This window comes from Blastococcus sp. SYSU D00813 (assembly GCF_054050735.1).
Map to the genome: position 1 here is coordinate 39,357 of NZ_JBJGZX010000005.1, position 13,868 is coordinate 53,224.

16 protein-coding genes are annotated in these 13,868 nt (G+C 75.4%); 11 read left to right on the forward strand and 5 right to left on the reverse strand.

The annotated features are described in order from the left end of the window. The first annotated feature begins 121 nt into the window (after nucleotides 1-121). Together ACI8AX_RS04920 and ACI8AX_RS04925 are read left to right on the forward strand one after the other, a co-directional pair. Nucleotides 122-1,390 carry a sensor histidine kinase gene (locus ACI8AX_RS04920; RefSeq protein ID WP_456548681.1) on the forward strand — a complete coding sequence of 423 codons (1,269 nt, stop codon included), beginning with the start codon at nucleotides 122-124 and terminating at the stop codon, nucleotides 1,388-1,390. Continuing rightward, on the forward strand, nucleotides 1,387-2,067 hold the full coding sequence (locus tag ACI8AX_RS04925; protein ID WP_456548682.1) for a winged helix-turn-helix domain-containing protein: 681 nt from the start codon (nucleotides 1,387-1,389) through the stop codon (nucleotides 2,065-2,067). The genes ACI8AX_RS04920 and ACI8AX_RS04925 overlap by 4 nt, the downstream gene beginning before the upstream one ends. Before the next feature lie 15 nt (nucleotides 2,068-2,082). On the opposite strand, the gene ACI8AX_RS04930 is transcribed toward ACI8AX_RS04925, so the two are convergent. Together ACI8AX_RS04930 and ACI8AX_RS04935 are read right to left on the reverse strand one after the other, a co-directional pair. Continuing rightward, nucleotides 2,083-2,304 carry a DUF3072 domain-containing protein gene (locus ACI8AX_RS04930; protein ID WP_456548683.1) on the reverse strand — a complete coding sequence of 74 codons (222 nt, stop codon included), beginning with the start codon at nucleotides 2,302-2,304 and terminating at the stop codon, nucleotides 2,083-2,085. A 10-nt stretch (nucleotides 2,305-2,314) separates the two neighbouring features. Continuing rightward, on the reverse strand, nucleotides 2,315-2,581 hold the full coding sequence (locus tag ACI8AX_RS04935; RefSeq protein WP_456548684.1) for a hypothetical protein: 267 nt from the start codon (nucleotides 2,579-2,581) through the stop codon (nucleotides 2,315-2,317). An 81-nt stretch (nucleotides 2,582-2,662) separates the two neighbouring features. Between ACI8AX_RS04935 and ACI8AX_RS04940 the strand changes: the two genes are divergently transcribed. Next, the gene (locus tag ACI8AX_RS04940; protein ID WP_456548685.1) at nucleotides 2,663-3,667 is read left to right on the forward strand and encodes a helix-turn-helix domain-containing protein; all 1,005 of its coding nucleotides are present in this window, start codon (nucleotides 2,663-2,665) and stop codon (nucleotides 3,665-3,667) included. Here the strand turns inward: ACI8AX_RS04940 and ACI8AX_RS04945 are convergent, their stop codons facing one another. Both ACI8AX_RS04945 and ACI8AX_RS04950 read right to left on the reverse strand, forming a co-directional pair. Further along, nucleotides 3,668-5,890, reverse strand: a complete 2,223-nt coding sequence (locus ACI8AX_RS04945; protein WP_456548686.1) for a bifunctional MFS transporter/dTMP kinase — start codon at nucleotides 5,888-5,890, stop codon at nucleotides 3,668-3,670. Between the two features lie 60 nt (nucleotides 5,891-5,950). Continuing rightward, nucleotides 5,951-6,820, reverse strand: a complete 870-nt coding sequence (locus ACI8AX_RS04950; RefSeq protein WP_456548687.1) for a hypothetical protein — start codon at nucleotides 6,818-6,820, stop codon at nucleotides 5,951-5,953. A 75-nt stretch (nucleotides 6,821-6,895) separates the two neighbouring features. Here ACI8AX_RS04950 and ACI8AX_RS04955 point away from each other — a divergent pair, with 75 nt between their 5' ends. Both ACI8AX_RS04955 and ACI8AX_RS04960 read left to right on the forward strand, forming a co-directional pair. Further along, on the forward strand, nucleotides 6,896-7,840 hold the full coding sequence (locus tag ACI8AX_RS04955; protein WP_456548688.1) for a Ppx/GppA phosphatase family protein: 945 nt from the start codon (nucleotides 6,896-6,898) through the stop codon (nucleotides 7,838-7,840). Further along, the gene (locus ACI8AX_RS04960; RefSeq protein WP_456548689.1) at nucleotides 7,840-8,604 is read left to right on the forward strand and encodes a hypothetical protein; all 765 of its coding nucleotides are present in this window, start codon (nucleotides 7,840-7,842) and stop codon (nucleotides 8,602-8,604) included. Before ACI8AX_RS04955 ends, ACI8AX_RS04960 begins: the two co-directional genes overlap by 1 nt. A 64-nt stretch (nucleotides 8,605-8,668) precedes the next feature. On the opposite strand, the gene ACI8AX_RS04965 is transcribed toward ACI8AX_RS04960, so the two are convergent. Further along, the gene (locus ACI8AX_RS04965) at nucleotides 8,669-9,238 is read right to left on the reverse strand and encodes a type 1 glutamine amidotransferase domain-containing protein (protein ID WP_456548690.1); all 570 of its coding nucleotides are present in this window, start codon (nucleotides 9,236-9,238) and stop codon (nucleotides 8,669-8,671) included. Between the two features lie 74 nt (nucleotides 9,239-9,312). Between ACI8AX_RS04965 and ACI8AX_RS04970 the strand changes: the two genes are divergently transcribed. The 6 genes from ACI8AX_RS04970 to ACI8AX_RS04995 all read left to right on the forward strand — a co-directional run bounded on the left by ACI8AX_RS04970 (nucleotide 9,313) and on the right by ACI8AX_RS04995 (nucleotide 13,856). Next, entirely contained in the window at nucleotides 9,313-9,999 is a 687-nt protein-coding gene (locus ACI8AX_RS04970; RefSeq protein ID WP_456548691.1) for a hypothetical protein, read from the forward strand. Then, nucleotides 9,996-10,799, forward strand: a complete 804-nt coding sequence (gene proC / locus ACI8AX_RS04975) for a pyrroline-5-carboxylate reductase (protein ID WP_456548692.1) — start codon at nucleotides 9,996-9,998, stop codon at nucleotides 10,797-10,799. The genes ACI8AX_RS04970 and proC overlap by 4 nt, the downstream gene beginning before the upstream one ends. 252 nt (nucleotides 10,800-11,051) lie before the next feature. Continuing rightward, the gene (locus tag ACI8AX_RS04980; protein WP_456548693.1) at nucleotides 11,052-11,405 is read left to right on the forward strand and encodes a helix-turn-helix domain-containing protein; all 354 of its coding nucleotides are present in this window, start codon (nucleotides 11,052-11,054) and stop codon (nucleotides 11,403-11,405) included. Between the two features lie 337 nt (nucleotides 11,406-11,742). Further along, nucleotides 11,743-11,841: a 30S ribosomal protein bS22 gene (locus ACI8AX_RS04985; protein ID WP_012854759.1), complete on the forward strand. Its 99-nt coding sequence runs from the start codon at nucleotides 11,743-11,745 to the stop codon at nucleotides 11,839-11,841. A 10-nt stretch (nucleotides 11,842-11,851) separates the two neighbouring features. Further along, nucleotides 11,852-12,958: an NAD-dependent epimerase/dehydratase family protein gene (locus ACI8AX_RS04990; protein WP_456548694.1), complete on the forward strand. Its 1,107-nt coding sequence runs from the start codon at nucleotides 11,852-11,854 to the stop codon at nucleotides 12,956-12,958. Continuing rightward, on the forward strand, nucleotides 12,951-13,856 hold the full coding sequence (locus ACI8AX_RS04995) for a lysophospholipid acyltransferase family protein (RefSeq protein WP_456548695.1): 906 nt from the start codon (nucleotides 12,951-12,953) through the stop codon (nucleotides 13,854-13,856). Before ACI8AX_RS04990 ends, ACI8AX_RS04995 begins: the two co-directional genes overlap by 8 nt. Nucleotides 13,857-13,868 lie beyond the last annotated feature (12 nt).

Genomic DNA, 13,868 nt, shown 5'->3' on the forward strand with positions numbered 1-13,868 from the left:
GACGCCGCCCGGCCCCTGAGGTGAACGCGGGGACTCCGGGCGGTGAACAGTCCCCGTGCGGCGTCGCGGCACCACTCGCACGGGGGATGACGGGAGATCGACCCGGCCTAGCATCGGCCGCGTGAGCCCGTCGGTCGCCTTCGTGACCGGCCTCGTCGTGGGGATCGTCCTCGTCGTGGCCGTCGTCGCGACGCGCCGTCGCCTGGCCGAGGAGCCGGTGCGGGTCCAGCCCGACCCCACGCTCGAGCAGCTGCTCGCCCGCCGCCTGGTCGACCTCATGGACCCGGCCGTCGTCGTCCTCGACCTCGACGAGTCCGTCGTCCTGGCCAACCCCGCGGCGCGGGCGCTGGGCATCGTCCGCGGCACCCGCCTGCTGGTGCCGGAGCTGCTGAAGGTGGTCCGCGAGGTCCGCGACGGCGGCAGCCGCCGCGCCGACGTCTCCCTGCCCGGCGACCTGGTCGGCTCCGGGCCCCGGCTGGTGGGCGTGCACGGCGTCCGCCTGGAGAGCGGCCCCGCCCCGGTCCCCGGCCCGGTGGCCCTGGTGCTGCAGGACGTGACGGAGACGCGGCGGGTGGAGGAGGTCCGCCGGGACTTCGTCGCCAACGTCGGGCACGAGCTGAAGACGCCGGTCGGGGCGCTGGCCCTGCTCGCCGAGGCGGTGCAGGACGCGGCCGACGACCCCGGGACGGTCCAGCGCTTCGCCGCCCGGATGTCGCACGAGGCCGACCGGCTCGCTCGCCTGGTCCGCGAGCTGATCGACCTCTCCCGCCTGCAGGGCGGCGAGCCGCTGCCCGAGCTCGTCCCGGTGGACGTCGACACCGTGCTGCACGAGGCGGCCGACCGCACCAACCTCGCCGCCGCGGCCAAGCGGATCGACATCGTCGTGGGCGGCGAGCGCGGGCTCGTCGTCCGCGGCGTGGAGGCGCAGCTGGCCACGGCGGTCACCAACCTGCTGGCCAACGCGGTGACCTACAGCCCCGAGGGCACCCGCATCGCCGTGGCCGCCCGCGCACGGTCGGGCTTCGCCGAGATCGCGGTGACCGACAGCGGGATCGGCATCCCCCGCGAGGACCGCTCCCGCGTCTTCGAGCGCTTCTACCGGGTCGACCAGTCCCGTGCCTCCAGCACCGGAGGCACGGGCCTCGGGCTGGCGATCGTCAAGCACGTGGCCAGCAACCACGGCGGTTCCGTCAGCGTGTGGAGCGAGGAGGGCCTCGGGTCCACCTTCACCCTGCGCATCCCGCTGGCGGCCGCCGCCGAGCTCCCGGCCGGGAGCCGGGACGCCTCCGACTCCGCGCCCGACGGCGCGCCGGCTCCCGGGGCCCCCGGCCCCGGTTCACCCCCGTCCGCCGTCTCCCGAGCCGGCGGACCCACGGAAGGACGGTCATGACCCGGGTGCTCGTGGTGGAGGACGAGGAGTCCTTCTCCGACGCGTTGTCCTACATGCTGCGGCGGGAGGGCTTCGACGCGGTCGTCGCGTCGACCGGGCCGCAGGCGCTGGACGAGTTCGACCGGCAGGGAGCCGACATCGTCCTGCTCGACCTGATGCTGCCGGGCCTGCCCGGCACCGAGGTGTGCCGGACGCTGCGCAGCCGCAGCAACGTGCCGATCATCATGCTGACGGCCAAGGACGGCGAGATCGACAAGGTCGTCGGCCTGGAGCTCGGGGCCGACGACTACGTGACCAAGCCGTACTCCGCGCGCGAGCTCGTCGCCCGCATCCGCGCGGTGCTGCGCCGCCGTGGCGAGCCCGAGACGACCGCCGACGGCGCGCTCGAGGCGGGACCGGTGCGGATGGACGTCGACCGGCACGTGGTCTCGGTCGACGGCCGCCCCGTCTCGCTGCCGCTCAAGGAGTTCGACCTGCTCGAGCTGCTGCTGCGCAACGCGGGACGGGTGCTGACCCGGGCCCAGCTCATCGACCGCATCTGGGGTTCCGACTACGTCGGCGACACCAAGACGCTCGACGTCCACGTCAAGCGGCTGCGGGCGAAGATCGAGCCGGACCCGGCCAACCCCGAGCACCTCGTGACCGTCCGCGGCCTCGGCTACAAGTTCGAGGCCTGAGGCGACCGGCCGGGGCTACTGGCCCCGGCCGGTCTCCTCCTGGAGCTCGTCGATCTTCATCGAGGCGTCGGCCTTGGTGATGTCGTCGGGCACCTCCTCGCCCGCCTGGCGGGCGAGGGTGTTCAGGTAGCTCTTCTGCGCACCGGTGGCCGGCTCGTCGCCGGTCACCCAGTCCTTCGGGTCCTTCTCCGCGGTCGGGTCGCCGGGCTGGCCGCTGTTGACGGTCGATTCGCTCATGTGTTCGATGCTAGGCGCGGGTGAGCTCCTGCGCAGCGCGAGCGGAGGCGGCGGTCGCTGCTGCGGTGGCGGCGCGGGCGGTGCCGGACGTGGCGGCCTCGGCGACCCGGCGGCGGGCCTCCTCCCAGCGCCGGCCGGTCCGGTAGACGTGGACGCTGCCGCAGGCCGGGCACTCCACGCCCATGGCCACGTGCGTCGGGTGGTTGGTGACCGACCGGATGCGCCGGTCGGCGACGAGCTCGTCGGTCCGTGTGACGGGGCAGGTGATCAGCAACATGCGGACAGCGTGTCCCGCGGGCGCCGCCGGGACGAGTGGCCGGGGTGACACGTATCGCGTCATTCCTGCCATAGTGTCCCCATGACCGACACGCAGCGGCCCGTCGTCGTCAGCGCCATCGTCGCCGACCGCCTGGTGGGCGCCTTCGGCCTCGGTGTGGCCGCCGAGGTGTTCGGCTACGACCGCACCCACATGGGCCTGCCGCGGTTCGACTTCGCCCTGGTCAGCGACCGGCCGGGGATCGTCCGCACCGACACCGGGCTGCCGATCACGGTCGAGCACGGCTTCGAGCGGCTGGCGGAGTCCGACGTCCTGCTGATGACCGCCTGGGAGGGCATGCGCGACACGCCTCCGGACGCGCTCCTCGACGCGCTGCGCGCCGCCCACGCCCGCGGCGCCACGATCATCAGCCACTGCACCGGCGCGTTCGCCGTCGCGGCCGCGGGGCTGCTCGACGGCTGCCGGGCCACGACGCACTGGAAGTACGCCGGCGAGCTGGCCGCCCGCTACCCGGCCGTCGACGTCGACCCGGCGGTGCTCTACGTCGACTGCGGCCAGATCATCACCGGGGCCGGCACGGCGGCCGGCGTCGACGCGATGCTGCACCTGGTGCGCCGCGAGTGGGGTGCCGCGGCGGCCAACGCGCTGGCCCGGGAGATGGTCGTGCCGCCGCACCGCGACGGCGGCCAGGCCCAGTTCATCGACGCGCCGGTGGCCGCCTGCGAGGACGACCGGCTCGGCGTCGTCCTGGAGTGGGCCGTCGCCCACCTGGCCGAGGACATCAGCGTCGACGCGCTGGCCCGCCGGGCGCTGATGAGCCCGCGCAGCTTCGCCCGCCGGTTCAAGGCGACCACCGGCACCACGCCGCACGCCTGGCTGCTGGCCCAGCGGCTGGCCGCCGCGGAGGCGCTGCTGGAGGACAGCGACGCCTCGATCGAGGAGATCGCCAGGCTGGTCGGCTTCGGCACCGCCGCCGGCTTCCGCGACCAGTTCGCCCGCCGCCGCGGGGTGTCCCCGCGCGCCTACCGGCAGACGTTCCGCACCGTCCACGCCCGGGACCGCCGGGTGGACGACGCCGCCGCCTGATCACGGCCCCCGCTGCCCCCCGCGCCTCGCGAGCTCGGCGCGGGCTCCTGCAGCGGAGCCGGAGTCGTCGACAGGCGGCACCGTCACGTCGGGCGTCCCCGCGGGTGGCTCGTCCGTGCCGCGCGGGAAGCGCAGGCCGAGCAGGGCGGCGACCCGCGCCTGCACCGCCGGGGAGACCAGCCGCGTGCCGCCGGCCCGCTCGGCCAGCAGGAGCTGCTCCCCGGGGACGACGACGTAGCGGTCCGGCGCGGCCTCGGCGCGGTCGAGGAAGGCCCGGCGCACCGCGTCCGGGTCGGCGTCGGCCGGGGCCTCGGTGACCGGCGCGTCGACGACCACGGTCAGGTCCGGCAGCAGGTTGCGGGTCGCCCACATCGACGTCCGCAGGATGCGGTCGGCGTCCAGGCCCTGCCCCGCGCCGTGGAAGGCCATCGAGGCGTCGACGTAGTGGGCGCTGATCACCACCTGCTCGGCGGCCAGGGCCGGCCGGATGACCGTGGCCACGTGCTCGGCGCGGTCGGCGGCCGCCAGCAGCGCCGCGGTGTAGGCCTCCACCCGCGGACCGCCGCCGTCGTCCCCGCCGTCGTCGGCCGGCCGCGGGGCCGGCACGGGCCAGCCGGGCTCGTGCGCGCCGGGCGCGGGGCGCGGCGGGTAGAGCATCCGGCCGACCCGGCGGCCGAGGTCGGTGTCGCTGGGCTCGGAGGTGACCACGACGGGGCACCCGCGGTCGCGCACCACCTCGGCGAGCGCGTCGGTGTACCGCCGGGTCAGCGCGCGGTCGGCGCCCTCGACCACGAGGAACAGACCGGTCGACCGCGGGCTGGCGGTGAGGATGTCGGAGCTGCCCCACAGCAGGCGCAGCAGGTCCCGGGAGCGCCCGCGGTGGCGCGGGGCGACCTGCCGCGTGGCGTAGCTGCTCACCAGGAGCGCGATGGCGCTGCCGACCAGCAGGGTGAGGCCCGGGCCGGTGACGCTGAAGACGAGGTCGCCGATGTGGAACTCGTGCGAGCCCAGGGTGCCGGCCAGCCCGGGGCCGACCGCGACGGCGAGCAGCAGCACGATCCGCACGGAGGAGACGACGAAGGAGAACACCCGCCCGCGCAGCCGGTCCTCGACCTCGAGCCCGATGAGGGTGTAGCCGATGATCCAGCTCATCCCGGCGAACAACCCGACGAGGAACGCCGCCGCCGTGGCCAGGACGAAGTCCTGCAGCAGGGACATCACCAGCAGCGCCAGGCCGGCCAGGCCGATGGCCCGGGCGAAGAGCGTGCGCCGGGGGACCGTCGGCAGGATGCGCGGGCCGACCAGCATGCCCAGCGCCAGCCCGGTGAAGACCGTGCCGAAGATGATGCCGTAGCCGGCCGGCCCGGCCCGCAGCGTGGCGATGTAGAGCTGCGCGACGCCGATGATCAGTCCGCCGGCCCCGAAGGCGCCGACGGTGCCGATGTAGAGCGCCCGCATGTTCGGCTGGCTCCGCAGGAATGAGATGCCCTCCGCGACCAGGGAGAAGACGTTGGTCGCCGCACTGCGTTCGGCCGGCCGCCCGGGTATGAGGTCGCGGGACAGCAGGATCGTCGAGGCCGTCACCCCGTAGGTCAGCGCGTCGACGACCAGCGCGATGACGATGGCCGACCGCTCGGCCCCCGAGCCGTCGGAGACCGCGCGGGTCAGCGTGGAGAGCAGGGCGAACAGCAGCGCCGCGATCGGGACGGCGCCGTAGATCGAGAACTGCATGAGCTGGTTGGCCACGGCCAGCCGCTCCCGCGGCACGATCGCCACCTGCATGGCCTGCTTGGCCGGGTTGGTGAACAGGCCCACGGCCTCGACCAGGAACTGGGCGACGTAGAGCCAGGTCAGCTCGTAGGTGAAGGCGATGGACAGGTAGAGGGACAGCGCCAGCAGGTCGCCGACGACCGCGGTGACCCGCCGGTCGAGCTTGTCGGCCAGCGCCCCGGCCAGCGGTGCCAGCAGCAGGTCGGGCAGCAGCCGGGTGAGGATGACACCGGAGATCGCCGCACCCTGGACCGCCAGCGACTCCTCGCGGGTGAGCTGCTGGGCCATCGCGGTCGTGGCGAGCAGGCCCAGCCAGTCGCCGAGGCTGGAGACGGTGATGGCCAGCCACAGCCGGCGGAAGACCGGGATGCGCAGCAGCGTCCGGAGGGCGCTGTCGGACGCCGCGCCGGCCGGGCCCCGGGGGAGGCCCGCGCTCGCGTGCTCCTCGGTCACTGCTCTCGCCGTTCGTCCGCCGGTCGGTCAGCCGCGAGGGTAGTGGCGGAGGCGGCCGGCTCAGGGGTCCCGCGGCTCCGCGGGCGGGGATGCGGGCTCGGATCCACCCGGACGACGGACGTGCAGCGCCAGCGGGCGGTGGTGCGGCGCCGGGCTGGCGGGGTGCGGGGCGACCATGCCCTGGTCCATCCGGGCCTCGGCCAGCCGCCTGAGCTCGGCGTACGCCGGGGCGCCGACCAGCGCGACCAGCTCGGCGGCGTAGGTGAGGACCATCGGCTCGAGTGAGACGTGGGCCGCGGGTGAGCCGGTGCACCACCAGTGCAGGTCCGCGCCGCCGGGACCCCAGCCGCGGCGGTCGAACTCGCCGAGCGTCGTCACCAGCACCTTCGTGCCGTCCGGACGGTCGACGACCTCCTGTTCCCGGCGCACCGGCAGCTGCCAGCAGACGTCGGGCTTCGTGGTGAGCGGGTGCAGGTCCTCGCGCAGCGCCATCCGGTGCAGCGCGCAGCCGGCGCCGCCGGGGAAGCCGGGGCGGTTGAGGAACACGCAGGCTCCGTCGACCAGGCGGGTGCGCAGGGAGCGGGCGCCCTCCTCGGCGTCGTCGGCGTCGTCCTCCTCGGTCCAGGCGCCGCGGCCGACCGGCGCGAGCTGCCAGTCCTCGTCGGTGAGCTCGGCCACCGCCGCCGTGACCCGCAGCAGGTCGTCCTCCTCGCTGAAGAACGCGCCGTGGCTGCAGCAGCCGTCGTCGGCCCGGCCCTCGACGACCCCCGCGCAGCCGCGCCCGAAGACGCAGGTCCAGGCCGACGTGAGCCAGGTCAGGTCGGCACGGACCACCCGGCCCGGGTCCGCCGGGTCGGGGAACTCCAGCCACTCGCGGGCGAAGTCCGGGTCCACCTCGGGTGGGACGTCGGGGAGGTGGTCGGGGCGCACGCCCCCAGGGTAGGGACGGCGCCGGCGCGGGGTGCCCGCGCGGCCGCCCGGTCGGCCGCCCGGCAGACTGACCGCATGCGGCTCGGGGTGCTGGACGTCGGCTCGAACACCGTCCACCTCCTCGTGGTCGACGCCCACCGCGGCGGGCACCCCACCCCCACCCACGACGACCGCTGGCTGCTGCGGCTGGCCGAGCACGTGGGCGACGACGACATGCTGTCCAAGGCGGGGGAGAAGGCCCTGGTCAGGGCCGTGCGCAAGGCGTGCGAGAAGGCCGAGCAGCTGGGCTGCGAGGAGCTGCTCGGCCTGGTCACCTCCGCCATCCGGGAGGCCCGCAACGGCATGGAGGTGCTCGACCGGGTGCGCTCGGAGACGGGCGTCGACCTGCACGTGACCAGCGGGGAGGACGAGGCCCGCCTCACCTTCCTCGCCGTCCGGCGGTGGTTCGGCTGGAGCGCCGGCCGGTTGCTGGTGCTCGACATCGGCGGCGGGTCCCTGGAGCTGGCGGCCGGCATCGACGAGGACCCGGAGGCCGCGCTCTCCCTGCCCCTGGGCGCCGGACGCATGACCCGGCGCTTCCTGCCCGCGGCGGCGACCGGGGGCCGGCCCGACCTGGCCGCACTCGAGGCGCTCGCGGAGCACGCCGAGGACCTGCTCGCCCCGGCGGCCAAGAAGCTGCGCGCGGTGGGCCCGCCCGACCTCGTCGCCGCGACCAGCAAGACGTTCCGCACCCTGGCCCGGCTGACCGGCGCGGCGCCCTACTCGGCGGGCCTGCGGGTGCCGCGGGAGCTGTCCGCCGACGGGCTCGGGCAGCTGCTCGGCTTCGTGTCGCGGATCGAGAGCTCCGCGCTGGCCGAGCTGCAGGGCGTGTCGCCGGACCGCGCGCACCAGGTCCCGGCCGGTGCCGTGGTGGCGCACGCGGCGATGCGCTCCCTGGCCGTACCGTTCGTCCGCATCTGTCCGTGGGCCCTGCGGGAGGGCGTCATCCTCCGGCGGCTGGACTCCTTGGGAGGTCTGTGATGTCCGACCCGCGCAGGGACCCCGAGACCGGGGGTCGGTCGCTGGCGGACATCCTCCGCGAGGCAGGCGTCGAGTCGCCGAAGACGGGCCGGCGCCGCCGCGGCGAGATCGGCGAGGAGCCGGCGGTCCGCCAGCGCGGCGCCCGCGGCACCGGTGACACCGGCCGCGTCGCCGACGGCCCGGCGTTCGGACGCCGCGCCGGCGACACCGGCACGACCCCGCCGGTCGCCCCCGCCGACCCGGTCAAGGCCCGGGTCCGGGCGCCCGCCGACCCGCTGGCCCGCCGCGCCACGCCTGCCGCCGAGCCCCCGACCACGGTCGGGCGCGGCTCCGACGGCCCGTCGACCGCCGCGATCCCGGGGCTGCGCCCCTCCCGCAAGCCGGGCGTGCCCGGCGCGCCCGGCGCCGACGACGCCGGCCCGTCGACCGGGCCCATCCCGGTCGTGCGCGACGACGACCCGCCGCTGCTGGAGGACGAGCCCGCCGGCGGTGCGCTGGCCTGGCTCCGCTTCGCCGGCGAGCTGGTGGTCGCCCTCGCCGCGGGTGTCGGCATCTACCTGCTGTTCACCGTGCTGTGGGAGCAGCTGCCGCGGATCACCGTGGTCATCGCCCCGCTGGCCGTCACGGCGCTCGTCGGCGCCGTCGGCGCGTGGCGGCACCGCTTCGGCGGGGAGGCGCTGGGGCTGCGGCTGATCGTCGTGCTGGTGTTCGCCGGCACCCTGCTCACCGTCGCGCCGGCGGCGTCGCTGCTCGGCAGCACCTGACGACGGACCCCGCTGCCCCCACCCCTCTCAGGCTCGGCGCCGGCCCCTGCGAGGGGGCCGGACCTCAGTCCTCGTCGGTGTCGGCCTCGGCCTCCGCCTTCGCGAACACCTCCACGATCGCGGCGCCGAAGGCGTCGAGGTCGTCGGGCTTGCGGCTGGTCACGAGCGTGCCGTCGACCACCACCTCCTCGTCGACCCAGGTCGCGCCGGCGTTGCGCAGGTCGGTCTGCAGCGACGGCCACGAGGTCATCCGGCGGCCGCGGACGACGTCGGCCTCGACCAGCACCCACGGCGCGTGGCAGATCGCCGCCACCGGCTTGCCTGCGTCGAAGAAGGCCTTCACGAAGGCGACGGCGTCGGCGTCGGCGCGGATGAAGTCGCCGTTGATGACCCCGCCGGGGAGCACGAGGGCGGCGTAGTCGTCGGGGTCGGCGTCGGCCACGGTGGTGTCGACGTCCTTCTGGTCGCCCTTGTCGATGTGGTCGTAGGCGGTGATCCGGCCGGACTCCAGGGAGACCAGCTCCGGCTCGGCGCCGGCCTCCTCCAGCGTCTGCCACGGCCGGTCCAGCTCGACCTGCTCGACACCGTCGGTCGCCAGGACCGCGACCCTCATCCCGCTCAGCTCGTCCGCCATGGGCGGCGGCTACCCCGGCGTCCGGAACGGCACACCCCGGGCCGTCCGGCCTGGTCACCACTAGCGTTCGGGCCGTGCGCGCCCCCTGGCAGGACCTCGTCCGGAGGACCGGACGCCGGCCGACCCCGGCCGCGCCCGGCCGGGACGACGCGCTGCGGACGGCGGCCGGACTGGTCGCCGCCGGTCACCCGGTGGCCCTCGAGCCCGGGCCCGCCGCCGGCACACCCGCCGGGCTGGCCGCCCTGGTCGACGCGGTGACGGCCGCCGGGCTCGCGGCGTCCTGCCGCCTCGTCGTCCCGGCCGGGGACCTGCCCGACGCCGCCGTGGCGGACCTGGCCGAGCGGGCGCGCGCCGCCGGCGCCGGGGTCGACCTCGCCGGCCCGCCCGCACGGGTGCGGGCGCTGGGCGCCGGGCTGCCCGGCGTGGGGACGGTCGTGGCGGCGGCCGCGCCGGGCGCCGAGGACGCCTGCCGCGCGCTGGCCGGGGGTCGGGTGCGCCTGGTCGGCCGGCGGGGCCGGTCCGCCGACCTGGCGTTCGTGCGCTGCCTCAACGTCCTGATGGCGTCCGGCGGGCACACCGGCGTGGGCACGAGCGACCCGCGGCTGCTGGCGATCGCCGGCGAGCGCGCGGCCTGGAACCAGCGGGATCCGGAGACCTGGGAGTACGTGATGGAGCAGGGAGTGCGGGTGGACGAGCAGCGCCGGCTGCTGGCCGGAGGACACACGGTGCGCGTGGTGCTGCGCTGCGGGGCCGGGCGATGAGCCGGACCGGGGTCGCGCTCGTCGGCGGCGGCAAGATGGGCGAGGCGCTGCTGTCCGGCCTCGTCCGCCGGCGTGGCCCCGAGGGCATCGTCGTCTGCGAGCGGCACGAGGAGCGGGCCGCGGAGCTCACCGCCCGGTACGGCGTCTCCGTGCTCGGACTGGCGGAGGCCGCGGCTTCCGCGCGGGTGCTGGTGCTGGCGGTCAAGCCGCAGGACGTCGACACCCTGCTGGGCGCGCTCGCCGGCTCCGTGGACGACGGGCACCTCGTCGTCTCGGTGGCCGCCGGCGTGCCGACCGCCCGCATCGAGGCCGCGCTCCCCGCGGGGGTCCCGGTCGTGCGGGTCATGCCCAACACCCCGGCCCTGGTCGACGAGGGGATGAGCGTGCTCTCCGCGGGCGCGCACGCCGGCGAGGAGCACCTGGACGAGGCCGAGGAGCTCCTCGCCGCGGTGGGCCGGGTGCGCCGGGTGCCCGAGGCGCAGCAGGACGCGGTGACCGCGCTGTCGGGCAGCGGGCCGGCCTACTTCTTCTACGTCGTCGAGGCGCTGGTCGAGGCCGGCATCCTGCTCGGCCTGCCGCGCGCCACGGCCGCGGACCTCGTGGTGCAGACGGCGCTCGGCGCCTCGGTGATGATGCGCGACACCGGCGAGCACCCGGTGCAGCTGCGCGAGGCGGTCACCAGCCCAGGGGGGACGACGATCGCCGCCATCCGGGAGCTGGAACGGCACGGCGTCCGATCGGCGCTCATCGCCGCGGTCGAGGCCGCGCACGCCCGCTCCCTGGAGCTGGGGAACGGGTGAGGCTAGCGGGTCGGGAGGGTGCGGGTGGGGAGGTCGCGCGGCCCGATCGGGACGTGTCGCCCGCGACTCGCCCGGACACATGTCGACAGAGCTACATAGGTGTAGTTCTGCCGAGGACGGACCGGTCCGCATGTCCGTTTCATACGTCGCATCCGTAACGCGGGTCCCCCTACTCTCTGTATCAGCACGTGCGTGTCCCGTAGCCGGTGGGGAAGCCGGCGCCCGACTCGTGCTAGTCCGGAGACGACAGACATGACCATGTCCCAGCGCCACGCCCCCCAGCAGCACCCGCAGTACGCCCGCCCGGGTGTGCCCGCTCCCCGGCCCGTGGGCCGTCCCGTCTCGGCCGCCACCATGGCCCGTCCCGTCGGCCCGCAGCACCCGGCCGCCATGCCCGTCGGCCGCCCGGCCGTGCCCGCGCCCCGCGCCTCGGTCACCTTCCTGACCGTCGCCGAGGTCGCCAGCATGATGCGCGTCTCGAAGATGACCGTGTACCGCCTCGTCCACGCCGGCGAGCTCTCCGCCGTCCGCGTCGGCCGGTCCTTCCGCGTCCCCGAGCGCGCCGTGCAGGACTACCTGCGCGACGCCTACACCGACATCGCCTGAGTAAGGACCTCGTCCTCCTCGCGCCACGCTCCGCGCGGCGCGAGCCTCGGGACGAGGCCACGCTCGTCCTCCTCGCGCCACGCTCCGCGCGGCGCGAGCCCCGGGACGAGGCCGGGCCCGTCCTCGGACGGGACCGGGTCGGCCACCTGGTCCGTGGCTGACCCACACGGGGTGTCTCCGGCTCCCGCGGCAGCGTCGCCGCGGGGGTGCCGGGTACGCTCGGCGAGATGTTCCCGCGGGCTGACCCCGGGCGCACACGAGCTGATCACCCCGCGCGGTGCCCCTCGGCCTCCCGGCCGGCGGACGGCGCCGCGCCCGCGACCGTCGGGAGTCCCCCATGGGTTCTGTCATCAAGAAGCGCCGCAAGCGGATGGCGAAGAAGAAGCACCGGAAGCTCCTGAAGAAGACGCGCGTCCAGCGTCGCAACAAGAAGTGAGCTGACGCTCGTGCCGCCCGCGGTCGTCCTGGTCACCGGCGTGAGCCGGTGGCTCGGTGGCGCGCTGGCGGCCGAGCTCGCCCACGACCCCGCCATCGGCCGGGTCATCGGCGTGGACACCGTCCCCCCGTCGGCCGAGATGCTCCGCCGGCTGGGCCGCACCGAGTTCGTGCGGGCCGACATCCGCAACCCGCTGATCGGCAAGGTCATCGCCACGGCCGGTGTCGACACCGTCGTGCACATGAACATCAGCTCCACCCCGGCCGGGTCGGGGGGCCGCGGGCCGATGAAGGAACTCAACGTCATCGGCACCATGCAGCTGCTGGCCGCCTGCCAGCGCGCGCCGTCCGTGCAGCGCCTGGTGCTCAAGTCGACCAGCGCCGTCTACGGCGCCTCCCCGCGCGACCCCGCCGTCTTCACCGAGACGATGCAGGCCCGCCGGGTCCCCTCCGGGGGGTTCGCCCGCGACAGCCTCGACATCGAGGGCTACGTGCGCTCCTTCGCGCGGCGCCGGCCCGACGTCGGCGTCGCCGTCCTGCGGTTCACCAACTTCATCGGACCGCGCATCGACTCGCTGCTGACCGGCTTCCTGCGGATGCCGGTCGTCCCCACGGCGCTCGGTTACGACGCACGGGTGCAGCTCCTGCACGAGGACGACGCCCTCGCCGTGCTGACCCGCGCCACCACCGGCGACTTCACGGGCACGGTCAACGTCGGGGGCGCGGGGACGATGCTGCTCTCCCAGGTCATCCGCCGCCTCGGCCGGCTCCAGGTGCCGCTGCCCTCGCCCACGCTGGGCTCGCTCGGCCGGCTCACCCGCCGGTTCGGGTTCATCGACTACTCCCCCGAGCAGATGCGCTTCCTCAACTTCGGCCGCGTCGTCGACACCACCGTCCTGCGCACGCAGTTCGGCCACACCCCCCGCTACAGCACCGCCGAGGCGCTGGCCGACTACGCGCGCACGGTGCCGCCGGTGGTCCCGCCCGAGCTCGTCGGCTCGGTCGCCGGACGCGTGGAGGACCTGGTGGGCCGGCTGGGCTCCACCGCCGCGTCGGTGGGGGAGCGGCTCCGGCCGGCCCCGCCGGCACCCGGCCTGCGGGCGGTGCGCGATGCCTGAGGCGCGCGTGATCCCGCTGCGGCCCGACGACGACGAGCCGCACACGCCGCCGCCCTCGGCCGCGAGCTGGGACGAGCAGCTGACCGAGGCGGTGGAGTTCCTCCGCCGCCGGGTGACCGGGGAGTACGGCACCGACGAGTTCGGCTTCGACCCCGACCTCACCGACCACGTGCTGCTGCCGATGCTGCGGCCGCTGTTCAACCGCTGGTTCCGGGTGGAGACCCACGGTGTGGAGAACGTCCCCGACACCGGCGGCGCCCTGGTCGTGGCGAACCACTCCGGCACGCTGCCCGTCGACGCGCTCATGACGACCGTCGCCCTGCACGACGACCACCCCGCACAGCGCCGGTTCCGCCTGCTCGGGGCCGACCTGGTGTTCGAGCTGCCCTTCGTCGGGGCGATGGCCCGCAAGTTCGGCGCCACCCTGGCCTGCACCGAGGACGCCGAGCGGCTGCTCACCGGCGGGGAACTCGTCGGTGTCTTCCCCGAGGGCTTCAAGGGCATCGGCAAGCCGTTCAAGGAGCGCTACACCCTGCAGCGGTTCGGCCGGGGCGGTTTCGTCACAGCGGCTCTGCGCACCGGGGTGCCCATCGTCCCGTGCGCGATCGTCGGGGCCGAGGAGATCTACCCGATGATCGGCAACGCGAAGACGGCCGCGCGGCTGTTCGGCCTGCCCTACCTGCCGATCACCCCGACCTTCCCGCTGCTCGGCCCGCTCGGGCTGGTCCCGCTCCCGTCGAAGTGGCTGATCGCGTTCGGCGAGCCGATCGAGACCGCCTCCTACGGACCCGGCGCCGCCGAGGACCCGATGCTCGTGTTCAACCTGACCGACCAGGTGCGCGAGACCATCCAGCAGTCCCTCTACCAGCTCCTGCTCAAGCGCCCCTCGGTCTTCTGAGGGCGGTGCGGT